Annotated in this window: 20 protein-coding genes and 1 riboswitch; of the genes, 10 read left to right on the top strand and 10 right to left on the bottom strand. The window is 63.8% G+C overall.

The window, feature by feature from the left end:
- Positions 1-37 precede the first annotated feature (37 nt).
- From L1P09_RS23060 to ahcY, 4 genes are all read right to left on the bottom strand, one after another.
- Positions 38-826 (bottom strand): substrate-binding periplasmic protein, encoded by a 789-nt coding sequence (locus L1P09_RS23060; RefSeq protein ID WP_009682833.1) that lies wholly within the window; start codon positions 824-826, stop codon positions 38-40.
- 56 nt (positions 827-882) lie between these two features.
- A complete protein-coding gene (locus L1P09_RS23055; protein WP_054904968.1) occupies positions 883-1,959 on the bottom strand; it encodes a hypothetical protein in 1,077 nt (358 codons plus the stop codon).
- Positions 1,960-2,052: 93 nt separating this feature from the next.
- The gene (gene metF, locus L1P09_RS23050; RefSeq protein ID WP_009682835.1) at positions 2,053-2,898 is read right to left on the bottom strand and encodes a methylenetetrahydrofolate reductase [NAD(P)H]; all 846 of its coding nucleotides are present in this window, start codon (positions 2,896-2,898) and stop codon (positions 2,053-2,055) included.
- A 200-nt stretch (positions 2,899-3,098) separates the two neighbouring features.
- Positions 3,099-4,508, bottom strand: coding sequence for an adenosylhomocysteinase (gene ahcY, locus L1P09_RS23045; protein ID WP_029887594.1), 1,410 nt, complete (start codon positions 4,506-4,508; stop codon positions 3,099-3,101).
- A 20-nt stretch (positions 4,509-4,528) separates the two neighbouring features.
- A riboswitch (S-adenosyl-L-homocysteine riboswitch) is annotated at positions 4,529-4,625 on the bottom strand.
- A 178-nt stretch (positions 4,626-4,803) separates the two neighbouring features.
- Between ahcY and L1P09_RS23040 the strand changes: the two genes are divergently transcribed.
- Positions 4,804-5,205: an acyl-CoA thioesterase gene (locus tag L1P09_RS23040; RefSeq protein WP_009682837.1), complete on the top strand. Its 402-nt coding sequence runs from the start codon at positions 4,804-4,806 to the stop codon at positions 5,203-5,205.
- Between the two features lie 32 nt (positions 5,206-5,237).
- On the opposite strand, the gene L1P09_RS23035 is transcribed toward L1P09_RS23040, so the two are convergent.
- On the bottom strand, positions 5,238-6,473 hold the full coding sequence (locus tag L1P09_RS23035) for a cation:proton antiporter (RefSeq protein WP_029886258.1): 1,236 nt from the start codon (positions 6,471-6,473) through the stop codon (positions 5,238-5,240).
- A 199-nt stretch (positions 6,474-6,672) separates the two neighbouring features.
- On the opposite strand from L1P09_RS23035, the gene L1P09_RS23030 reads away from it, so the two are divergent.
- Positions 6,673-7,506: an EamA family transporter gene (locus tag L1P09_RS23030; RefSeq protein ID WP_009681389.1), complete on the top strand. Its 834-nt coding sequence runs from the start codon at positions 6,673-6,675 to the stop codon at positions 7,504-7,506.
- A gap of 27 nt (positions 7,507-7,533) precedes the next feature.
- A complete protein-coding gene (locus L1P09_RS23025) occupies positions 7,534-7,920 on the top strand; it encodes an MAPEG family protein (protein ID WP_009681388.1) in 387 nt (128 codons plus the stop codon).
- A gap of 57 nt (positions 7,921-7,977) precedes the next feature.
- Here the strand turns inward: L1P09_RS23025 and mltA are convergent, their stop codons facing one another.
- Positions 7,978-9,129 carry a murein transglycosylase A gene (gene mltA / locus L1P09_RS23020; RefSeq protein ID WP_054904967.1) on the bottom strand — a complete coding sequence of 384 codons (1,152 nt, stop codon included), beginning with the start codon at positions 9,127-9,129 and terminating at the stop codon, positions 7,978-7,980.
- Positions 9,130-9,248: 119 nt separating this feature from the next.
- Here mltA and L1P09_RS23015 point away from each other — a divergent pair, with 119 nt between their 5' ends.
- Positions 9,249-9,707 carry a c-type cytochrome gene (locus L1P09_RS23015; protein ID WP_029886256.1) on the top strand — a complete coding sequence of 153 codons (459 nt, stop codon included), beginning with the start codon at positions 9,249-9,251 and terminating at the stop codon, positions 9,705-9,707.
- Between the two features lie 97 nt (positions 9,708-9,804).
- On the opposite strand, the gene L1P09_RS23010 is transcribed toward L1P09_RS23015, so the two are convergent.
- The 4 genes from L1P09_RS23010 to L1P09_RS22995 all read right to left on the bottom strand — a co-directional run bounded on the left by L1P09_RS23010 (position 9,805) and on the right by L1P09_RS22995 (position 14,366).
- On the bottom strand, positions 9,805-10,197 hold the full coding sequence (locus L1P09_RS23010) for a DUF1090 domain-containing protein (protein ID WP_009681384.1): 393 nt from the start codon (positions 10,195-10,197) through the stop codon (positions 9,805-9,807).
- Between the two features lie 134 nt (positions 10,198-10,331).
- Positions 10,332-12,020, bottom strand: a complete 1,689-nt coding sequence (gene ligB, locus L1P09_RS23005) for an NAD-dependent DNA ligase LigB (RefSeq protein WP_235768150.1) — start codon at positions 12,018-12,020, stop codon at positions 10,332-10,334.
- A 144-nt stretch (positions 12,021-12,164) separates the two neighbouring features.
- The gene (gene metK, locus L1P09_RS23000; protein WP_054904964.1) at positions 12,165-13,355 is read right to left on the bottom strand and encodes a methionine adenosyltransferase; all 1,191 of its coding nucleotides are present in this window, start codon (positions 13,353-13,355) and stop codon (positions 12,165-12,167) included.
- Between the two features lie 18 nt (positions 13,356-13,373).
- Positions 13,374-14,366 (bottom strand): ArsR/SmtB family transcription factor, encoded by a 993-nt coding sequence (locus L1P09_RS22995; RefSeq protein WP_009681380.1) that lies wholly within the window; start codon positions 14,364-14,366, stop codon positions 13,374-13,376.
- Positions 14,367-14,616: 250 nt separating this feature from the next.
- Here L1P09_RS22995 and tkt point away from each other — a divergent pair, with 250 nt between their 5' ends.
- From tkt to fba, 6 genes are all read left to right on the top strand, one after another.
- The gene (tkt, locus tag L1P09_RS22990) at positions 14,617-16,614 is read left to right on the top strand and encodes a transketolase (protein ID WP_029886254.1); all 1,998 of its coding nucleotides are present in this window, start codon (positions 14,617-14,619) and stop codon (positions 16,612-16,614) included.
- A 179-nt stretch (positions 16,615-16,793) separates the two neighbouring features.
- On the top strand, positions 16,794-17,855 hold the full coding sequence (gene epd, locus L1P09_RS22985; protein ID WP_235768149.1) for an erythrose-4-phosphate dehydrogenase: 1,062 nt from the start codon (positions 16,794-16,796) through the stop codon (positions 17,853-17,855).
- Between the two features lie 12 nt (positions 17,856-17,867).
- The gene (locus L1P09_RS22980; RefSeq protein ID WP_009681377.1) at positions 17,868-19,031 is read left to right on the top strand and encodes a phosphoglycerate kinase; all 1,164 of its coding nucleotides are present in this window, start codon (positions 17,868-17,870) and stop codon (positions 19,029-19,031) included.
- Positions 19,031-19,282, top strand: a complete 252-nt coding sequence (locus L1P09_RS22975) for a hypothetical protein (RefSeq protein ID WP_047149951.1) — start codon at positions 19,031-19,033, stop codon at positions 19,280-19,282. Before L1P09_RS22980 ends, L1P09_RS22975 begins: the two co-directional genes overlap by 1 nt.
- 159 nt (positions 19,283-19,441) lie before the next feature.
- Positions 19,442-19,771 (top strand): MliC family protein, encoded by a 330-nt coding sequence (locus L1P09_RS22970; protein ID WP_192441156.1) that lies wholly within the window; start codon positions 19,442-19,444, stop codon positions 19,769-19,771.
- A 100-nt stretch (positions 19,772-19,871) separates the two neighbouring features.
- Positions 19,872-20,936, top strand: a complete 1,065-nt coding sequence (fba, locus tag L1P09_RS22965) for a class II fructose-bisphosphate aldolase (RefSeq protein ID WP_009681373.1) — start codon at positions 19,872-19,874, stop codon at positions 20,934-20,936.
- The last annotated feature ends 85 nt before the right edge of the window (positions 20,937-21,021 follow it).

Raw genomic sequence — 21,021 nt, 5'->3', positions numbered from 1 at the left:
GGCGTGAGCCGGGCGGGAAGGCCCGAGTATAACAGAGCTATCGCGCTGTGCTGCTTTCCTGCTGCTCAACGGCGTTGAGAATGTTTTTGGTGTCGCCTGTGTAGCGGTTGCTGATCGCCGTATAGGCCGCTTCCTGCTTGAAACGCCGCAGTTCTTCGGCAAACGCCTCGGCCAGTGCCTCGCGGCCCGGCTTGCGCACCAGGGCCAGGTACTGGTGCTGGCGCCTGACCACCAGTGGCAGCGCCTCGACCTGCCGTTGCAGGCCCAGCTGCTGCGCCAGGTAATGGCCAGCCTTGCGGTCGGTGATCGCCAGGTCGACACGGCCCAGCATCAGCTTGCCGAAATTGGCTTCGTGGGTGGGCGCGGCTTCGCGCTTGAAGTAGGTGGCCCCGCTGAAGGCTGCGCCATAGGTGTAGCCGGGCGAGGTGCCGACGGTAAGCCCGGCCAGGTCTTCCAGCTGGTTGACCACGTGGCGGCGCACACTGGCCTGGAACAGGATGAACTCGACCTCCGACATGGGCTCTGGCGCGTAGACCAGGTAGGGCTGACGCGACTCGGTCTGGAAGATATCGACAATACCGTCGGCCAGGCCTTGTTCGACCATTGCCAGGCAACGCTTCCACGGCAGGAACTGCCATTCCACCTCGACCCCGAGGCGGGCGAACACCAGGTTGGTCACTTCGTAGTCGATGCCGCGTGGATGGCCGTCCTGCTGGTACACGTAGGGCGCCCAGTCGTCGGAGACCAGGCGCAAGCGTTCGCCCAGGGCCAACGGGCTCAGGCAAACGAGCAGCAGGATCCAGAACAGCCGGGCGATGTTGGGCATGCCGGGAGATTACGCGCTCGGCCGGTGCAAGGCCAGAGGGCAGGGCACCGGGCCATTCAAGCGTGGGAAGACCTGAGCAGGTGATGCTCGATGTCCTTGCGTCGTTCCCCCAGCGACAAGCGCAGCCCGGGGTGGCGCAAGCACTGGCGCAGGCGCTCGGGGTCGGTGGGGCCGTGGCGGGCATTGAGGTTTTCCAGGGCCTTGTCCCACCAGGCCGACGCGCAGGCGCGGTCGAACTCGTTGGCGTAGGGGTAGCAGCCGTACAGCAACTCACGGGCAAACTGACGTTCCTGGGGCGGAAGGGTCAGGCTCAATGCCTTGTAGCCCAGGCGGTGCAAGGCCGGTGGCCGGGGCAGCTGGTCGTTGACCAGGGCGACGTCGGCCAGCGCTGCCGGGCTGAGTGGATGTTGCCCATGTTTGGCCAGCCAGGCCTGGATCTTGGCGCGGAACTGCGCCTTGCGGCTCCAGTAATGGTGAATGACGTCGGAGCATGCCGCCAGCTGCAGGTGACCATGGGCCGCGACTGCCAGGCAGAATTCTTCCAGGGTGTAGGCCTCGCGGGCCAGCGGGTAGAGGGTGTCCATCAGGTCGATGGAGCGGTCCAGGGTGCCCGCATCGGCGGCCGTGAGGCCGATCACCCCGGAGTTGACCAGGGGCATCTGGCAGTCGGCCAGGCCGCGGGACTGCAGAGGGGCCCGCAGGTTTTTATACAGCAGGCACTTCGGGTTCGCCCCATAGTGCGGGCCGATGGTGTTGCACAGCAGCTTGCCGGGCGCGACCCGGTCGAACAGTTGCAGTGGTGACTTGCGGAAAAAGGTATCGGTGTCGATCAGTACGGCCAGCGGGTGCTGGCGCAGTACCTGGCGCAACAGCACATGCTTGCTGCGGAAGTGGTAGCCGTGCGGGGCGTTCCAGGCTTGGCGCGTGGCCTCGTCCAGTACATGAGTGGTGACCGGTAGCCCGGCATAGGGTTGCGGGTTGTCGGTGTAGACCTGGATGTCCATGACGCTGCTGGCGGTACTGCCGAGCTGGGCAAGGGCGCTGATGATGCTGAAACAGGCTTCCTGATGATAGGTCGCGGGGCCAAAAGCCAGGTAGACGAGCTGTGGGCGAGATGGCTGGGGATGCTGCATGGCAGGCGAGACCTGTGTAACCCAAAAAAGAACAAGGCCTTAGTCTATGACCAAAGCCTTAATCATTTCTTAAGCAGACATTGCCAAAAAGTTTCAGCGCGGCAGCTTGAGGTTGTTCCACAGCGCCAGGCTCGCCTCGGCCTGGTTCAGGGTGTAGAAGTGCAGGCCCGGTGCGCCGCCTTGCAGCAGTTGTTCGCACATGCGGGTGATGACTTCTTCGCCGAAGGCCTGGATGCTTGCGGTGTCATCACCGTAGGCTTCCAGCTGCTTGCGGATCCAGCGCGGAATCTCGGCGCCACAGGCATCCGAGAAGCGTGCCAGTTTGCTGTAGTTGGTGATTGGCATGATGCCCGGCACCACCGGGATATCCACGCCCAGCTTCTGCGCGCGCTCGACAAAGTAGAAGTAGCTGTCGGCGTTGAAGAAGTACTGGGTGATGGCGCTGTCGGCACCGGCCTTGACCTTGTGTACGAAGTTGCCCAGGTCGGCCTCGAAGTTGCGCGCCTGTGGGTGCATTTCGGGGTAGGCAGCCACTTCCAGGTGGAAGTGATCGCCGGTTTCCGTGCGGATGAACTCGACAAGGTCGCTGGCGTAGCGCAGTTCGCCGGAGGCCATGCCCATGCCCGACGGCAGGTCGCCGCGCAAGGCCACGATGCGCTTGATGCCGGCGGCCTTGTACTCGGCCAGCAGGGCGCGCAGTTCAGCCTTGGTGTCGCCCACGCACGACAGGTGCGGGGCGGCCGGTACCTGTACTTCGCTTTCCAGCTGCAGCACGGTGTTCAGCGTACGGTCGCGGGTCGAACCACCGGCACCATAGGTGCAGGAGAAGAAGTCCGGGTTGCAGGCAGCCAGCTGGCGGGCTACACCCATCAGCTTTTCGTGACCGGCATCGGTCTTGGTCGGGAAGAACTCGAAACTGTAGCGGCGTTCTTGTGACATCAGGCGTTCCTCTGGCAGCAAGCGACAAGCGGCAAGCGGCAAGCTTCAAGCTGCAAGTAAAAGCCAGATCGGTGATGGCCGGTCTGGCTTGGTCATCGTTCAAGGTTCAAGAGGCTGGAGCTACAAGCTGCGGTCTGCTTCTGCTTGCAACTTGCAACTTGCAACTTGCAACTTGCTGCTAGCAGCTCCAACCCTGCCGCTTAGTAGCGGTAAGCGTGCGGCTTGAACGGGCCTTCGACGGTAACGCCGATGTAGTCGGCTTGCTGTTTGGTCAGCTGGGTGACCACGCCGCCGAAGCCGCGGACCATTTCCAGGGCCACTTCTTCGTCGAGCTTTTTCGGCAGCACTTCCACGGTCAGGCGCTCGGCCTTCTTCTCGGGCGACAGGTCGGCGAACTTCTGCTCGAACAGGAAGATCTGGGCCAGGACCTGGTTGGCGAACGAACCGTCCATGATGCGGCTTGGGTGGCCGGTGGCGTTGCCCAGGTTTACCAGGCGGCCTTCGGCCAGCAGGATCAGGTAGTCGTCGTTCTGCGGGTCGAAGCTGCCGGCACCGGTGCGGTGGATCTTGTGCACCTGCGGCTTGACCTCTTCCCAGGCCCAGTTCTTGCGCATGAAGGCCGTGTCGATCTCGTTGTCGAAGTGGCCGATGTTGCACACCACGGCACGCTTCTTCAGGGCCTTGAGCATGTTGGCATCGCAGACATTCACGTTGCCGGTGGTGGTCACGATCAGGTCGATCTTGCCCAGCAGGGCTTTATCGATGCTGGCTTCGCTGCCGTCGTTGATACCGTCGATGAACGGCGATACCACCTCGAAGCCGTCCATGCAGGCCTGCATGGCGCAGATCGGGTCGACTTCGGTGACCTTGACGATCATGCCTTCCTGGCGCAGCGACTGCGCCGAACCCTTGCCCACGTCGCCGTAGCCGATTACCAGCGCCTGCTTGCCCGACAGCAGGTGGTCGGTACCACGCTTGATGGCGTCGTTCAGGCTGTGACGGCAGCCATACTTGTTGTCGTTCTTGCTCTTGGTGACCGAGTCGTTGACGTTGATTGCCGGGACTTTCAGCTCGCCCTTGGCCAGCATGTCCAGCAGGCGGTGCACGCCAGTGGTGGTTTCTTCGGTCACGCCGTGCACGCGGTCCAGTACCTGCGGGTACTTCTTGTGCAGCAGTTCGGTCAGGTCGCCACCGTCGTCGAGGATCATGTTGGCGTCCCATGGCTGGCCATCCTTGAGGATGGTCTGCTCCAGGCACCACTCGTACTCTTCTTCGGTTTCACCTTTCCAGGCGAACACCGGGATACCGGCAGCGGCGATGGAGGCGGCGGCCTGGTCCTGGGTGGAGAAGATGTTGCAGGACGACCAGCGCACTTCGGCACCCAGGGCTACCAGGGTTTCGATCAGCACGGCGGTCTGGATGGTCATGTGGATGCAGCCCAGGATCTTCGCGCCCTTGAGCGGTTGCTCGGCCAGGTACTTGCGACGCAGGCCCATCAGCGCAGGCATTTCCGATTCGGCGATGATGGTTTCGCGACGGCCCCAGGCGGCCAGGGAGATGTCGGCGACTTTGAAATCGGTAAAACCAGCAGGCATGTTTGCAGCGCTCATGAGAGCCTCCATTCGTAGTGTGCGAATGGGCGCCGTTGTGCGTTAAGCGCCCGCGAGAGCGAGCAACGCCCCATCCGAGCCTGACAGGCCTAGCCTGCTGCAGCGCCCCTCGGACAGGTGGCGGGCATGGCACCGCTGTGGGCAACCATGTGAAGCGGCGCAGATTATAGCTGTGCCTGCCGGCTTGCCCAAGGTTTTCTGTCGATTAATCGCGACGATAGTCGATGTGCAATGGAGCGATCGCAGTTGCTCTGCCATCATGGGCGCACGTTAGCCAAGCAGGTCAGGAGTACTGATGAACTTTCACACCCGCAAGTGGGTTAAACCCGAAGACCTCAACCCCAATGGCACCCTGTTCGGTGGCAGCCTGTTGCGCTGGATCGACGAAGAGGCGGCGATCTACGCCATCGTGCAGCTGGGCAACCAGCGCGTGGTGACCAAGTACATGTCGGAAATCAATTTCGTCAGTGCCTCGCGCCAGGGCGACATCATCGAGCTGGGCATCACCGCGACGGAGTTCGGCCGCACCTCGATCACCCTTAAATGCGAGGTACGCAACAAGATCACCCGCAAGAGCATCCTGACCGTGGACAAGATGGTCTTCGTCAACCTGGGTGAAGACGGCTTGCCGGCGGCCCATGGGCGAACCGCGATCAAGTATGTGCAGGACCAGTTCCCGGATTCTGCCGTCGAGTGATCGTACGGGGCCGCAGAGCGGCCCCGGCATTCTCAAGGCTGGGCGCTGACCTTGCGCACCACCCGGCCGATGCTCAAGCCCTGCACCAGGATCGACGACAGCACCACGATGTAGGTAATCGACAGCAGCAGGTCGCGCTCATCGCCCAAGGGCAGCGACAGCGCCAGGGCCACCGAGACCCCGCCACGCAAGCCCCCCCAGGTCAGTACCCGCACCGTGCCTTTGGGCACCGGCCGCCAGCGCCGCAACAGCACGATGGCCGGGGCCACGGTCAGCAACCGCGAAAGCAGCACCGCCAGCGCCAGCACGCCGCCAGCGGCCAGGTGCATCCAGTTGAACGGCAGCAGCAACAGCTCCAGGCCGATCAGGGCGAACAGCAGCGCATTGAGCATGTCATCGATCAGCTCCCAGAAACCGTCCATGTAGCGGCGGGTCATGTCGTTCATGGCCAGGTTGCGCCCCAGGTTGCCGATGATCAGGCCCGCCACCACCATGGCGATCGGCGCCGACACGTGCAGCTCGTAGCACATCGCCGAGCCGCCGATCACCAGTGCCAGGGTCAGCATGACCTCGACCTGGTACTGCTCCACGCTCTTGATCATGCGGTAGGTGGCGTAGCCGATCAGGCCGCCGAAGAGCACACCGCCAATGGCCTCGCGGGCGAACAGCACCGCCGTGTCGCTGATGCTTGGGGTTTCGCCCAGCTGGATGATGCCCAGCAACACGGTGAACACCACCACGGCGGTACCGTCGTTGAACAACGACTCGCCGACGATGGTGGTCTTCAAGGGTTTTGGCGCATTGGCCGTACGCAGCGCGCCGAGCACGGCAATCGGGTCGGTCGGTGAAATCAGTGCACCGAACAGCAGGCAGTAGATCAGCGGAACCTGCCAGCCGAACATGGCAAACACCCAATGCGACAGGTAGCCGATGACCACGGTGGCAATCAGCACGCCTACGGTCGCCAGTAGCCCAATCGGCCAGCGGTAGCTGCGCAGGTCGGTGAGGTTGACGTGCAGGGCGCCGGCAAACAGCAGAAATGCCAGCATCCAGTGCATCAGCAGGTCATTGAAATCGATCTGGTTCATCAGGCCTTCGACGCGCTCTTCCAGGCCAGGGAAGCCGATCAGGCTCAGGCCTTGCAGCATCAGGGAAAACAGCAGCGCCGTGACCATCACGCCGATGGCGGGCGGCAGGCCGATGAAACGGTAGTTCACATAGGTGAGGAGGGTGGTCAGGCAGATAAACGCGGCAACTAATTCAAGCATCCCGAATCCTGTAACAGTGGCTTCCAAGTCGTAACCCGAATGGCTCGGGCAGTTCTTTGATGACCTGGCGAGGGGGTCGGGACACAGCCTTTGACCGAATTCGTTGCGAACGTTCCCATTCTGGGGCCGGCGATTGGCCGCACAATGGCCCGCGAACGCTCTATATTCACAGCCACGAAAGCCATAAGGAAAACAAGACGTGCTGGCAACATCCTTGGTGCTGGTCGCTGCGCTGCTGCACGCGACCTGGAACACCCTGATCAAATTCAGCGGCGAGCGGCTGCTGGTCATTGCCAGCATGGACACCGTGGCCTTGGCCTTCGCCGTGCTGGCGCTGCCGTTCGTGCAACTGCCACCGGCCAGTATCTGGCCGTGGCTGCTGGCTTCGGCGCTGGCCGAGCAGCTGTACCGCTACCTGCTGATCCAGGCCTACCGGGTGGGTGACCTGGGCCTGGTCTACCCTCTGATGCGCGGGTTGTCGCCGCTGGTGGTGCTGGGCTTGACGCTTGCGTTTGCCGGGGAGTCGCTGAGCCAGCAGCAGATCATCGGGATCCTGCTGATTCCGTGCGGCATGGCCTGCCTACTGTGGCAGGGCGGCGGCGGTGACCGGCTGCCCTGGGCGATGCTACCGGTGGTGGCCCTGATCGGCCTGTGCATCGGGTGCTACACCTGGTTCGACGGGCAGGCCGTGCGCCTGTGGGGCAAGCCGTGGGATTACCTGGTGTGGCTGACCCTGCTCAGTGCCTGGCCATTCCCGTTACTGGCCAGTGTGGCGCGGCGTGCGCCCTTCGTAGCGTTCTGGCGCAGCCAGTGGCGCCTGGGGCTGGCGGTAGGGTTCTGTGTGCTGTTCAGCTACGCGCTGGTGCTGTGGGCCATGCACCTGGGCTCTGTGGCCGAGGCTGCGGCATTGCGGGAATTGAGCGTGGTGCTGGTGGTGTTACTGGGTATGCGCTACCTCAAAGAACCTTTTGGCGGCCCAAGACTCCTAGCTTGCGGGCTGGTGCTGGCCGGCATGCTGGTAATGAAGCTCTGACCTGAAGACTGAACAAGGAGTCCGCCTATGACCGTCGCTTTGTGGTGCATCCTGATCGCGCTGTTCCTGCCGCCGCTGTGTGCCTTGATCGCCAAGGTCAGCAGTGGCCGCTTTGGCATGCGGGACAACCATGACCCGCGTGCCTTCCTCGATACGCTGTCCGGGCTGCCACGCCGCGCGCATGCTGCGCAGCAGAACAGCTACGAGGCATTTCCGGCGTTCGCCGCAGCCGTGCTGGTGGCAGACATTGTCGGCAATGCCGAGCAGGTGACCCAGGATGTGCTGGGGGTGATGTACATCACCAGCCGGCTGCTCTACATCATTTGCTACCTGGCCGACTGGGCTGCCTTGCGCTCGCTGGTATGGCTGGCCGGGCTGGCGATCATCGTGGCGTTCTTCGTGGTTTCCATCTGAAGGTCTGCGTGGGCCCTGTGGCGCGGCTGAAGCCGCCCTCGCAGGGCCCGTGCAACGTCAAGGAACCTTGGGCACCTCTGGCAGCGGCTGGCCCTTGGGCCAGAGCATCCAGATCTGCCCTTGCTGCTTCATGTTCCCCGCCAACTCGCCGGCCTCGGGCCCGGTACCCCAGAACAGGTCGGCACGCACTTCGCCAGCAATGGCGCCGCCCGTGTCCTGGGCGCCAACCGGGCGCACCACCGGCGAGCCGTCGGGGCGCGTGGTGGACAACCACAACAGGCTACCCAGGGGGATCACCTTGCGGTCGATGGCCACGCTGTAGCCTGCGGTCAGCGGTACGTTCAGCGAACCGCGCGGGCCCTCGTTGCTGTCCGGGCGGGTGCTGAAGAACACGTAGCTTGGGTTGCTGGCAAGCAACTCCGCGACGCGCTGAGGGTTCGCCTGGGCCCAGGCATGGATGGCGCCCATGCTCACCTCGTCCTTTTTCAACTGGCCCTGCTCGACCAGCCAGCGACCGATCGGCCGGTAGGGGTGGCCGTTCTGATCGGCATAGCCCAGGCGCAACTGGCGGCCATCTTCCAGCTGGATCCGGCCTGAGCCCTGGATCTGCAGGAACTGCAGGTCCATCGGGTCGCTCAGCCAGGCCAGCACGGGCGCTTTCACGCCGTCACGGTTGATCACCTCGGCGGTGTCGTAAGGCTTGAGCACCCGACCCTCGAGGCGGCCACGCAAGCGCTTGCCCTTGAGTTCGGGGTACACGCTGGCCAGGTCGACGACGATCATGTCCTCGGGCACGCCGTAAACTGCCACATGGTTGGTTTTCGATGGGCTCAGGCTGCCGGGGTAGACCGGTTCGTAGTAACCGGTGATCAGGCCGTTGGCATTGTTCTCGGCCGAGCGCAGGCCGTAGACCTCCAGGTTCTGCTCCAGGAAGGTGCGCACCTGCGCGGCACTGGCCTGGGCGCTACCCGCCGCTTCGCAGGTCGCGGCCCACACCGGGTCGCGCTTGAGTTTTTCGCAACCGCTGCGCCAGGCGTAGAACCCGGCCAGCAAGTCGTCGTCACTGACTGCGGGCAGGTCTTTCCAGGTGGCGGGGGCGTAGGTGGCTACCGCATGCGGCTCGGGCTTGGCGCTCTCGCCGCCATTGCAGCCAGCCAGCAGGGCCAGTACCGGGAATGTCCAGGCCAGGTGGCGCAGGGCAGATTTCATGTGTGCATTCCTGTGGTGGGCGAACATGAAGATTCGCCCCTGTTTTTTATGTGGCTATTGGTGTTTGGCTGCGGGGCAGCGATACTGGCCGCCCCTTTTCGCAGGCCGAAGTGAGCGTCATGTTGAAGCGATTGACCGTTGTAGTGCTGGCAGCAGTGGCCCTGGGTGCAGCCTTGAGTGGTTGCGAGCGGGTTGACCCCAACTCGCCGCTGGGTAAGCGCAAGGTCATCTTCAAGGACATGCTCAAGACCAGCGAAGACCTGGGCGGCATGTTGCGTGGCCGGTTGCCGTTCGACGGGGTGAAGTTTGCCGGCGGTGCACTGCAACTGGACAACCTCTCGCACCAGCCGTGGCAGCACTTCCCGCAGGTACGCGATGGCGGTGACAGCAGTGCCCGTGCCGAAGTGTGGGAGCGCCAGGCGCGCTTCCATGAGCTGGCCCGGCAGCTGGAAGGCGTGACCGGCGAACTGGTCGATGTGACCCGCACGCAGCCGCTGGACCCTGCGCAACTGAAAGCGCCGATGGACAAGGTCGAGGCGGCCTGCAAGGCCTGCCATAGCGAGTTCCGCAATCATTGATGGCTGTGCTGTTTGCACAAACCTGAGGCTTGCACATGCTTCTGTGGGCGCGACACAAGGCCGCTCCCACAAAGACCGCACTTGCAAGTCAGATACCTCAGCGGTCGAGATCGTCTACTGCTTCCTGCAGCTCTTTGCGCGACTCTGCGAGTTTGTCCTTGCGCTTGTTGATCTTCTCGGCGTCGCCCTTTTTCTCGGCCTTCTTCAGGTCTTTTTCGCGCTGCGCCACTTCATGACGAGCGTCGAGCACCTTTTGCTCGCGTTCCTTGCGCAGGCTGGCGTCGGTGCAGTTGTCGACTCCGCGCAGCGCTGCTTCCAGGCCTGCGACCTGGTCGCTGTTGCCGTGGTCACGGGCAATCTTCAGCTGGTTCTCGATGGCGCTGCGCTTGGCGGCGCAGCCAGTCAGGCCGGCATCCGGCTGGGCGGCCTGGGCGGTGCCTGCGGCCGCCGCAATGGTCGCGAGCAGGAAAAGGGTGGAAATACGTTTCATGAAAAGCCTCCTGGACGGGGCGGGGCAGCAAAAAATTAGGGTGAAATCCTGCCTTGGTTTTGTCCTTTTAGAAACCCTTGCCGGGTATTTCCGCTTGAATCTCAGGAATTTCCTACAGACTAATTGGTAAAAAATCATTGCTTAAGGCGCTCAAAGCCTTCGATACCGTGCTCGCCCAGCTGCGTTGCTATGGCTCGAACCTCGGCGGCTGCAAAAAAATCCACCAGTTGTCGTGCGCGCTTTTCGCCAATGCCGGGTAATACCTGCCAAGTGTCAGCCGTGCGGGCCGCCAGTGCTTGCCAGTCGCCGGTAATCTGCATGCCATTGGGCAGGGGAGCGCCCAGCCCCCGCAGCCACTGGTCAAACGACCGGGTGCGGGCATCGTCGAAACTGCTGCGCAACTGGGCTGCCGTTCGCGCACTGATTCCTGCAACCTCGCTCAAGCGTGTGGCATCCAGTTGCAGCCAGTCAGTGAGCGAGGTTGCCAGCCCGGCTGCGACCAGCCGGCGCCAGGTGCCCGGCCCGGTGCGCGGCAGGGCCAGGCCGTGCTTGCCGCTCAGCCACGCCAGGCGGGCGATGAACTGTTCTTCACAGCCCACGCTGGCTTGCCAGCAGCTGTGGGCGTGATACTGGCCGGCTGCCGGTGCCGCTACCGGCACGCGCTCGACAGCGCGGTGTACCACCTGCTCCAGGCGCGGAATGGTCAGCCCGGCCAGGCTCACCGCCACCTGGTCCCCAGGGCGAACGTCCAGGCTGTGCCAGCGCGCCAGCGAACCCATGCTCACTTGCGTGACCCGTCGGTTGTCGAGGGTTACCGGCAGCAGGTGCAGCACGGGCGTGACCCGCCCGGTACGACCGACCCGAAAGCGCACGTCGCGAACCTCGGCCAATGCTTGCATGTACGGGTACTTCCAGGCGGCGAGCCAGTACGGTGCCTTGGCCTGCCACCGTTCAGCGGGTGGCCGGCTACCCTGGCGCAGCACCACACCATCGCTGGCGAAGGGCAGGGCAGCGTGGTACCAGTGTTCACGCCATTGGGCCGCCTCATCCAGCGTATTGATGGCAACGCTGTAGCGCTGGCTGTCGGCAAAGCCCAGCTGTGCCAGCTGCGCGAGGCGTTCGGCCTGTTGCTCGGGGCCTTGCGGCCAGTCCCAGACGAACAGGCCCACCGCCTCGCCCTGTTCGCTGCTCAGGCGCTTGCGGGCGAGTAACCCGGCCACGGTATCGCGCGCCTTGGCGCCGCCCGCCTGGGCCTGAACATGCGCGTTCAAGCGCAGGTACAGCTCACCCTGCAACTGCAGGTCCATGGCCTGCGGCAGCTGGCGGGTGATGCTACCCAGCTGGGGGATGTGGCGGCTCCAGTCGTGCCCTTGGGCGCCGTTGCCCCGGCTGATCAGCTGCACCAGGCGGCCCTCTCGGTAAATGAGCGACACCGCCACGCCATCGACCTTGGGCTGGACCCAGACATCGGCCTTGCCGGCCAGCCAGCGCTGCACGGCGTGGCGGTCGGGCAGCTTGTCGATGCCCGTGTGGGGGATGGGGTGGGGTACCGGGCCGCCCGCGTTGGCCAGGGGCGCAGGGCCACCGGCCAGGCCGAAGCACTGCTGCAACTGCGCGAGGCGTTGGCGGCTCTGGTCATAAAGCTCATCAGGTACCAAGGCAATGCCTTGGCGATGGTAGTGGTCGTCCCAGCTGCCAAGGGTTTTCCGCAATTGGGCAACCTCGCTGGCGACTTGCTGGGGGTTCCAGCCGGGGCATGAGCTGGCGTGCGCCAGTGGCGCGGCGAGCACCCCGAGCAGGGTGATGAACAGCATGAGCGGCATGGCCTGCATCCTTGCATGGCGGGTTGGCCCCTCAGCGTAGGCAAGCTGGCAGGCATTGCCGGTAAGCGATTGTGAGTCGATATGTCATGAAAAAGCCCCTGCCGATCGCTCGGCAGGGGCTTTCGTCCAGCGCTGCAGGAAAACTTACAGGCCAGCAGCGTCACGCAGCGACTGGGCGCGGTCGGTACGCTCCCAGGTGAAGGTGGTGAAGGTGTCGTCGCCGACAGTCTTCTGCTGCGGGGTACGGCCGAAGTGGCCGTAGGCAGCGGTTTCCTGGTACATCGGGTGCAGCAGGTCGAGCATGGTGGTGATCGCGTACGGGCGCAGGTCGAAGCACTCGCGCACCAGCTGGATGATCTTCTCGTCGGAGACCTTGCCGGTACCGAAGGTGTTGATCGAGATGGAGGTCGGCTGGGCCACGCCAATGGCGTACGACACCTGGATCTCGCAACGCTCGGCCAGGCCGGCGGCGACGATGTTCTTGGCCACGTAGCGGCCGGCGTAGGCGGCGGAGCGGTCGACCTTGGACGGGTCCTTGCCGGAGAACGCACCACCACCGTGACGCGCCATGCCGCCGTAGGAGTCGACGATGATCTTGCGGCCGGTCAGGCCGCAGTCGCCCACCGGGCCACCGATGATGAAGTTGCCGGTCGGGTTGATGTGGTACTGGGTACCTTTGTGCAGCAGTTCGGCAGGCAGGGTGTGCTTGACGATCAGCTCCATCACCGCTTCTTGCAGGTCTTTCTGCGAAACCTCAGGGTTGTGCTGGGTCGACAGTACCACTGCGTCGATGCCTGCGACCTTGCCGTTTTCATAGCGGCAGGTGACCTGCGACTTGGCATCCGGGCGCAGCCATGGCAGCAGGCCGGACTTGCGTGCTTCGGCCTGGCGCTCGACCAGGCGGTGCGAGAAGCAGATAGGCGCCGGCATCAGCACTTCGGTTTCGTTGCTGGCATAACCGAACATCAGGCCCTGGTCGCCGGCGCCCTGGTCTTCCGGCTTGGAGCGGTCGACGCCCTGGGCGATGTCTACCGACTGCTTGCCGATGATGTTCATCACGGCGCAGGTGGCGCCGTCGAAGCCGACGTCGGAGCTGTTGTAGCCGATATCGATGATGACTTTGCGCACCAGGTCTTCCAGGTCGACCCAGGCCGAGGTGGTGACCTCGCCGGCGATGATGGCGACACCGGTCTTGACCAGTGTTTCACACGCTACGCGGGCGTATTTGTCCTGGGCGATGATGGCATCGAGGACTGCGTCCGAAATCTGGTCGGCGATCTTGTCCGGATGCCCTTCGGACACGGACTCGGAGGTGAAAAGGGAGTATTCGCTCATCTCGAAGGTTCCTGAAATTTACCGATGGTGTATGTCGCCAGCCGTGCGCTGGAAGTGCCGGACCTGGATCTGGAAACCGTTGCGCAAGCCCACGTACAGGCTGTCCGCATGGGCCAGCCCGGCCGCGTTGGCCCAGCGGGCCAGGTCGTCCTGTTCAAAGCCAAGCCACAGGTCGCCGCAGGCTTCGCGGGCCCACCCCTGGTCATGGCTGCACAACTCGGTGACCAGCAGGCTGCCGCCTGCCTTCACCCGTTTGGCCAGCTGGCGCAAGGCCAGGGCCGGGTCGCTGAAATGGTGCAGTACCATGTTCAGCACAACGCAGTCGGCGGCCACATCCGTGGCACCCAGTGCATCGGCCAACTGCAGGGTCACATTGTCGAGCCCCTCGCGCTGGCACACCTGGCGCGCCAGTTCGAGCATGGTCGCGCTGTTGTCCAGTGCAGTGACGTGGGCAAAGCGCCGGGCCAGATCGGGTAGAAAACCACCGTCGCCGGGGCCGACTTCCAGGGCACTGGCCGCCGGGTCGAAATGCAGCTTGTCGAGCAGCGCCAGCAGGCTCTCGCGGTACTGCGGCAGGCCGGCGATCAGGTCTTGCTGGGCGCGGAACTTTTCTTCCACGCGCAGGAAGAAGTCCTGGCTGGTGACCGCGCGGCGTTGCTGGACCTGCGCGATGCGCGCCTGCACATCGGCCGGCAGGGCCAGGGCATCCACCTCTTCCAGCAGCGCCGCGTGCAGCCGGCCACCCAGGCGCAGGCTGTCGGGCAGGGCGCGGCGGTAGAAGATGGCATTGCCTTCACGGCGGGTGGCGACCAGCTCTGCCTGGGCCAGCACCTTGAGGTGGTGGCTCATGCCCGACTGCCCGATGCCGAAGATCTGGGCCAGCTCCAGTACACCGAACGAGTCGTTGGCCAGGGCTCGCAGCACGTTCAGGCGCAAGGCGTCGCCACTGGCCTTGCACAGGGCGGCCAATGTTTCGCATTGCTCGGGGATCGATTGCACACGGAGGTTCATGGGCGGGCAGTCTAGTCAGGCATTGGTGCCCTAGCAAGGCCAATATCAAAAAGTTTTGATATTGGCGATGAGTTGCAGCCTTCAAACTGCACGCTACAGGCTCCAGAGCAGTCCGGCTCGGCCCCTGCTTCTTTCTTGAAGCTTAAAGCTGGCCGCTTGGCGCTTAAATGTTTGCCCCAAGCCCCCCAGTGGGCGAAAATGGTCGTCTTTTTCGTGACACCACCTCTACAAGCCCCCCAGGAGACCAGCGATGCCCAGCCGTCGTGAACGTGCCAACGCCATTCGCGCCCTCAGCATGGATGCCGTGCAAAAGGCTAATAGCGGCCACCCAGGTGCCCCCATGGGCATGGCGGATATCGCCGAAGTACTGTGGCGTGACTACCTGAAACACAACCCGAGCAACCCGCACTTCGCCGACCGCGACCGCTTTGTGCTGTCCAACGGCCACGGCTCGATGCTGATCTACTCGCTGCTGCACCTGACCGGCTACGACCTGTCGATCGACGACCTCAAGGCCTTCCGTCAGTTGCACAGCCGCACCCCGGGCCACCCGGAATACGGCTACACCCCGGGCGTGGAGACCACCACCGGCCCGCTCGGCCAGGGTATCGCCAACGCCGTGGGCTTCGCCCTGGCAGAAAAAGTGCTGGCTGCCCAGTTCAACCGTGACGGCCACACCATCGTCGACCACAACACTTATGTGTTCCTGGGCGACGGCTGCATGATGGAAGGCATCTCCCATGAAGTCGCCTCGCTGGCCGGCACCCTGGGCCTGAACAAGCTGGTCGCCTTCTACGACGACAACGGCATCTCCATCGACGGCGAAGTGCACGGCTGGTTCACCGACAACACCCCGGCGCGCTTCGAAGCCTACAACTGGCAGGTGATCCGCAACGTCGACGGCCATGACGCCGACGAGATCAAGACCGCCATCGAGACCGCCCGCAAGAGCGATCGCCCGACCCTGATCTGCTGCAAGACCACCATCGGTTTCGGTTCGCCGAACAAGCAGGGCAAGGAAGACTGCCACGGCGCACCGCTGGGCAACGACGAAATCGCCCTGACCCGCCAGGCCCTGAACTGGAACTACGGCCCGTTCGAAATCCCGGCCGACATCTATGCCGAGTGGGATGCCAAGGCTGCCGGTGCCCAGGTCGAAGCCGAGTGGAACCAGCGCTTCGACGCCTACGCCAAGGCTTACCCGGAGCTGGCTGCCGAGTTCAAGCGCCGTACCCGCGGCGAACTGCCGGCCGACTTCAGTGCCAAGGCCCAGGCCTACATCGAAGAAGTGGCTGCCAAGGGTGAAACCATCGCCAGCCGCAAGGCCAGCCAGAACGCCCTGAACGCCTTCGGCCCGCTGCTGCCCGAGTTCCTCGGCGGTTCGGCCGACCTGGCCGGCTCCAACCTGACCCTGTGGAAGGGCTGCAAGGGCGTCGAGGCCAATGACGCCAGCGGCAACTACGTGTTCTATGGCGTACGCGAGTTCGGCATGACCGCCATCATGAACGGTGTTGCCCTGCACGGCGGCCTGGTGCCTTACGGCGCGACCTTCCTGATGTTCATGGAATACGCCCGCAACGCCGTGCGCATGTCGGCGCTGATGAAGCAGCGCGTGATCCATGTGTATACCCACGACTCCATCGGCCTGGGCGAAGACGGCCCTACCCACCAGCCGATCGAGCAGCTGACCAGCCTGCGCAGCACGCCGAACCTGGACACCTGGCGCCCGGCTGACGCCGTTGAATCCGCTGTGTCCTGGAAAAACGCCCTGGAGCGCAAGGACGGCCCTTCGGCGCTGATCTTCTCGCGCCAGAACCTGCAGCACCAGGCGCGCAGCGCGCAGCAGATCGCCGACATCAGCCGTGGTGGCTATGTGCTCAAGGACTGTGCAGGCGAGCCTGAACTGATCCTGATCGCCACCGGTTCGGAAGTGGGCCTGGCGGTTCAGGCCTTCGACAAGCTGACCGAGCAGGGCCGCAAGGTGCGTGTGGTTTCCATGCCGTGCACCAGCGTGTTCGATGCCCAGGATGCTGCCTACAAGCAGTCCGTGCTGCCGCTGGAAGTGGGCGCGCGCATCGCCATCGAAGCCGCCCACGCCGACTTCTGGTACAAGTACGTCGGCCTGGAAGGCCGCGTGATCGGCATGACCACCTACGGTGAGTCGGCGCCGGCTTCGGCCCTGTTCGAGGAGTTCGGTTTCACCCTGGAGAACATCCTCGGTACTGCCGAAGAGCTGCTGGAAGACTGATGTAACCCAGGAGGGCAGTGACGCCCTTCAGGTCGTGCAAGGGGAGGGCTTTGCCCTCCATCGCGACACAAGGCCGCTCCTACAGGGTACTGCGCATGCCGCACCCTGTAGGAGCGGCCTTGCGTCGCGATGGGCCGCCACCCGGCCCCAACCGCCATCATGCGTTAGCGAGCCAACGAATGCCCCACCTGCGTCCCTACAAAGTTGCACTCAACGGTTATGGCCGTATCGGCCGCTGTGTCCTGCGCGCGCTGTTCGAGCGGGGGGCGAAGGCCGGTTTCGAGATCGTTGCGCTGAATGACCTGGCCGACCAGGCCAGCCTGGAGTACCTGACTCGCTTCGACTCCACCCATGGCCGCTTCCCTGGCCAGGTGAAGGTCGACGGCGACTGCCTGCACATCAATGGCGACTGCGTGAAAGTCATGCGCAGCGCCACCCCCGAAGGCATCGATTGGGCTGCCCTGGGTCTCGACCTGGTGCTGGAGTGCTCCGGTGCCTACAACACCCGCGCCGACGGCCAGCGCTTCCTCGATGCCGGTGCCCCGCGCGTGCTGTTCTCCCAGCCCATGGCCAGCGAGGCCGACGTCGATGCCACCGTGGTCTATGGCATCAACCAGGCTTGCCTGACCGGCCAGGAGCGGCTGGTTTCCAATGCCTCCTGTACCACCAACTGCGGCGTGCCCCTGTTGCGTGTACTGGACCAGGCGTTCGGCATCGAGTACGTGCAGATCACCACCATCCACTCGGCGATGAACGACCAGCCGGTGATCGACGCCTATCACCACGAAGACTTGCGCCGCACCCGTTCGGCCTTCCAGTCGGTGATACCGGTGTCCACTGGTCTGGCGCGCGGTATCGAGCGCCTGCTTCCGGAACTTGCCGGGCGAATCCAGGCCAAAGCGGTACGCGTGCCGACCGTCAACGTGTCTTGCCTGGACATCACCCTGCAGACCGCCCGCGACACCAGTGCCGCCGAGGTCAACCGGGTGCTGCGTGAGGCCGCGCTGGACGGCCCGCTGAAAGGCTTGCTGGCCTACACCGAGCTGCCGCATGCCAGCTGTGATTTCAACCATGACCCGCATTCGGCGATCGTCGATGCCAGCCAGACGCGTGTTGCCGGGCCCCGCCTGGTCAACCTGCTGGCCTGGTTCGATAACGAATGGGGGTTCGCCAACCGTATGCTCGACGTTGCCGAACACTATCTGCACGTCGTTCACCCAACCCGCAATAAACAGCCCTGAAGGACTGCATTCATGACCGTGTTGAAGATGACCGACCTCGACCTGCAAGGTAAGCGCGTACTGATCCGCGAAGACCTCAACGTGCCTGTGAAGGACGGTGTGGTAACCAGCGACGCGCGCATCCTGGCAGCGCTGCCGACCATCAAGCTGGCCCTGGAGAAGGGCGCGGCGGTAATGGTCTGCTCGCATCTGGGCCGCCCGACCGAAGGCGAGTTCTCTGCCGAAAACAGCCTCAAGCCGGTTGCCGAGTACCTGAGCAAGGCCCTGGGCCGCGAGGTGCCGCTGGTTGCCGACTACCTGGGCGGCGTCGCGGTGCAGGCCGGTGAGCTGGTGCTGTTCGAGAACGTGCGCTTCAACAAGGGCGAGAAGAAGAACGCCGACGAGCTGGCCCAGCAGTACGCTGCGCTGTGCGACGTGTTTGTCATGGACGCGTTCGGCACCGCGCACCGCGCCGAGGGCTCGACCCACGGTGTGGCCAAGTTCGCCAAGGTTGCAGCTGCAGGCCCCCTGCTGGCTGCCGAGCTGGATGCCCTGGGCAAAGCCCTGAAGGCGCCGGCCAAGCCGATGGCGGCCATCGTCGCCGGCTCCAAGGTTTCCACCAAGCTGGACGTGCTGAACAGCCTGAGCGCGGTCTGCGACCAGCTGATCGTCGGTGGTGGCATTGCCAATACCTTCCTGGCCGCTGCCGGGCACCCTGTCGGCAAGTCGCTGTACGAGCCGGACCTGGTCGACACGGCCAAGGCCATCGCTGCCAAGGTCAATGTGCCGCTGCCGGTTGACGTGGTGGTCGCCAAGGCGTTCGCCGAAGATGCCGAAGCCACCGTCAAGGCCATCGCCGATGTTGCTGCCGACGACATGATCCTGGACATCGGCCCGCAAACCGCAGCCCAGTTCGCCGAGTTGCTGAAGTCGTCGAAGACCATCCTGTGGAACGGCCCGGTCGGCGTGTTCGAGTTCGACCAGTTCGGCAAGGGTACCCAGGTGCTGGCCAAGGCCATCGCCGACAGCGACGCGTTCTCCATCGCCGGTGGCGGTGACACCCTGGCGGCCATCGACAAATATGGCGTTAGCAAGGAAATCTCCTACATTTCTACCGGTGGCGGCGCGTTCCTCGAGTTTGTCGAGGGCAAGGTCCTGCCAGCCGTGGCAATCTTGGAAGAGCGGGCCAAGGCCTGATGACTTCGGCGCCTGGCAAAGGGAGTGGCCTGATGGTCAAGCAATTGCCTGTGATGCTGCTGGCGGGTCTGCTGAGCGCGTGCTCCGGCAGCCCGGCTTCGCCTGATGACCCGGCGCAGCCGCCCAAGGGCGGCTGCTACCAGTCCGAGTGGCAGGCCGAGACCGTGCCGGTAATCAGCAAGCGGGTGGGCCCGGAAGGCCTGGAAAAGTACGACGAAGACCACCAGCGCAAGGCGCCGGGTTGCCCTTGATCGGGTAGCAGGCAACCTGAAGGCTGATTTGTGGTCTTGGAAAGGGGCCGCTGTGCGGCCCTTCGCGGGCTTGCCCGCTCCCACAGGTACCGCGCTTGACCTGTGGGAGCGGGCAAGCCCTCGAAGGGCTGCAAAGCAGCCCCATATCGAGGAAACTGAATGAAAGCGCTTTTGGCCGTGACGGTCCTGGCGACACTGGCAGGCTGCTCACTGCTGCAGCCGGCGCAACCCGCCCCGGCAGACAACTGGACCCGCTGGGTCTGCGACACCCAGGCCGAGGTGCTGTGGCGCTTCGCCGATGCCCAGCGTGACCAGGTCGATGTGCGCCTGGGCGGTGGTGACCAGGTTTACCGGCTCAAGGCCGAACCAGGTGCTTCGGGCGTGCTGTACAGCGATGGCATGCTGGCCTTCCACACCAAGGGCGAAGAAGGCCTGGTGTACTGGGTGGCAACCAACGATCTGATTGGGCGGGGCTGCAAGGCACCGTGACTGGCCGGGCCGCAATGGCGGCCCACACTACTTGAACAGCAACCGCCCCTGCGGCAGGCTTGCACGAAACATACGACGCTTGTCGGGAGAGAGATACACAATGGCACTCATTAGCATGCGCCAGATGCTGGACCACGCCGCCGAGTTCGGTTACGGCGTACCAGCTTTCAACGTCAACAACCTCGAGCAGATGCGCGCCATCATGGAAGCGGCCGACAAGACCGACTCCCCGGTGATCGTGCAGGCCTCGGCCGGTGCCCGCAAATACGCCGGCGCCCCGTTCCTGCGCCACCTGATCCTGGCTGCCATCGAAGAATTCCCGCACATTCCGGTGTGCATGCACCAGGACCATGGCACCAGCCCTGATGTCTGCCAGCGCTCGATCCAGCTGGGCTTCAGCTCGGTCATGATGGACGGCTCGCTGGGCGAAGACGGCAAGACCCCGACCGACTACGAATACAACGTGCGTGTCACCCAGCAGACCGTGGCCATGGCGCACGCCTGTGGCGTTTCGGTAGAAGGCGAGCTGGGCTGCCTGGGTTCGCTTGAAACCGGCATGGCCGGTGAAGAAGACGGTATCGGTGCCGAAGGTGTGCTGGACCACAGCCAGATGCTGACCGACCCGGAAGAAGCCGCTGATTTCGTCAAGAAAACCCAGGTCGATGCATTGGCCATCGCCATTGGTACCAGCCACGGTGCCTACAAGTTCACCAAGCCGCCAACCGGTGACATCCTGGCCATCGAGCGTATCAAGGAAATCCACAAGCGCATCCCCAATACCCACCTGGTGATGCACGGCTCCTCGTCGGTACCGCAGGAGTGGTTGGCGATCATCAACCAGTACGGTGGCGAGATCAAGGAAACCTACGGCGTACCGGTTGAAGAAATCGTTGAAGGCATCAAGTACGGCGTGCGCAAGGTCAACATCGACACCGACCTGCGCCTGGCTTCCACCGGTGCCATGCGCCGCCACATGGCCATGCACCCGAGCGAGTTCGACCCTCGCAAGTTCTTCGCTGAAACCGTGAAGGCCATGCGTGATGTGTGCATCGCCCGTTACGAAGCGTTTGGCACTGCCGGCAATGCCTCGAAGATCAAGCCGATCTCCCTGGAAGGCATGTTCCAGCGCTATGCCAAAGGCGAGCTGGCGGCCAAGGTCAACTGATCGAACCTTTGAGCGTTATAGAAAGACCCGCAGAAATGCGGGTTTTTTTTGCTTGGCATTCAGGCCTTGGGAGCGGTTTGGCGGC

Origin of the sequence: Pseudomonas juntendi (genome assembly GCF_021560075.1) — a bacterium.
GTDB classification, from domain to species: domain Bacteria; phylum Pseudomonadota; class Gammaproteobacteria; order Pseudomonadales; family Pseudomonadaceae; genus Aquipseudomonas; species Aquipseudomonas juntendi.
Note: the sequence above shows the minus strand (reverse complement) of the source record. Positions and strands in the feature narration are given on the sequence as shown.

What these genes read in the sequence shown, in the direction of transcription:
- L1P09_RS23060 (WP_009682833.1), bottom strand. Translation starts at nt 826, where the DNA reads ATGCCCAACATCGCCCGGCTGTTCTGGATCCTGCTGCTCGTTTGCCTG.
- L1P09_RS23055 (WP_054904968.1), bottom strand. Translation starts at nt 1,959, where the DNA reads ATGCAGCATCCCCAGCCATCTCGCCCACAGCTCGTCTACCTGGCTTTT.
- metF (WP_009682835.1), bottom strand. Translation starts at nt 2,898, where the DNA reads ATGTCACAAGAACGCCGCTACAGTTTCGAGTTCTTCCCGACCAAGACC.
- ahcY (WP_029887594.1), bottom strand. Translation starts at nt 4,508, where the DNA reads ATGAGCGCTGCAAACATGCCTGCTGGTTTTACCGATTTCAAAGTCGCC.
- L1P09_RS23040 (WP_009682837.1), top strand. Translation starts at nt 4,804, where the DNA reads ATGAACTTTCACACCCGCAAGTGGGTTAAACCCGAAGACCTCAACCCC.
- L1P09_RS23035 (WP_029886258.1), bottom strand. Translation starts at nt 6,473, where the DNA reads ATGCTTGAATTAGTTGCCGCGTTTATCTGCCTGACCACCCTCCTCACC.
- L1P09_RS23025 (WP_009681388.1), top strand. Translation starts at nt 7,534, where the DNA reads ATGACCGTCGCTTTGTGGTGCATCCTGATCGCGCTGTTCCTGCCGCCG.
- mltA (WP_054904967.1), bottom strand. Translation starts at nt 9,129, where the DNA reads ATGAAATCTGCCCTGCGCCACCTGGCCTGGACATTCCCGGTACTGGCC.
- L1P09_RS23015 (WP_029886256.1), top strand. Translation starts at nt 9,249, where the DNA reads ATGTTGAAGCGATTGACCGTTGTAGTGCTGGCAGCAGTGGCCCTGGGT.
- L1P09_RS23010 (WP_009681384.1), bottom strand. Translation starts at nt 10,197, where the DNA reads ATGAAACGTATTTCCACCCTTTTCCTGCTCGCGACCATTGCGGCGGCC.
- ligB (WP_235768150.1), bottom strand. Translation starts at nt 12,020, where the DNA reads ATGCCGCTCATGCTGTTCATCACCCTGCTCGGGGTGCTCGCCGCGCCA.
- metK (WP_054904964.1), bottom strand. Translation starts at nt 13,355, where the DNA reads ATGAGCGAATACTCCCTTTTCACCTCCGAGTCCGTGTCCGAAGGGCAT.
- L1P09_RS22995 (WP_009681380.1), bottom strand. Translation starts at nt 14,366, where the DNA reads ATGAACCTCCGTGTGCAATCGATCCCCGAGCAATGCGAAACATTGGCC.
- tkt (WP_029886254.1), top strand. Translation starts at nt 14,617, where the DNA reads ATGCCCAGCCGTCGTGAACGTGCCAACGCCATTCGCGCCCTCAGCATG.
- epd (WP_235768149.1), top strand. Translation starts at nt 16,794, where the DNA reads ATGCCCCACCTGCGTCCCTACAAAGTTGCACTCAACGGTTATGGCCGT.
- L1P09_RS22980 (WP_009681377.1), top strand. Translation starts at nt 17,868, where the DNA reads ATGACCGTGTTGAAGATGACCGACCTCGACCTGCAAGGTAAGCGCGTA.
- L1P09_RS22975 (WP_047149951.1), top strand. Translation starts at nt 19,031, where the DNA reads ATGACTTCGGCGCCTGGCAAAGGGAGTGGCCTGATGGTCAAGCAATTG.
- L1P09_RS22970 (WP_192441156.1), top strand. Translation starts at nt 19,442, where the DNA reads ATGAAAGCGCTTTTGGCCGTGACGGTCCTGGCGACACTGGCAGGCTGC.
- fba (WP_009681373.1), top strand. Translation starts at nt 19,872, where the DNA reads ATGGCACTCATTAGCATGCGCCAGATGCTGGACCACGCCGCCGAGTTC.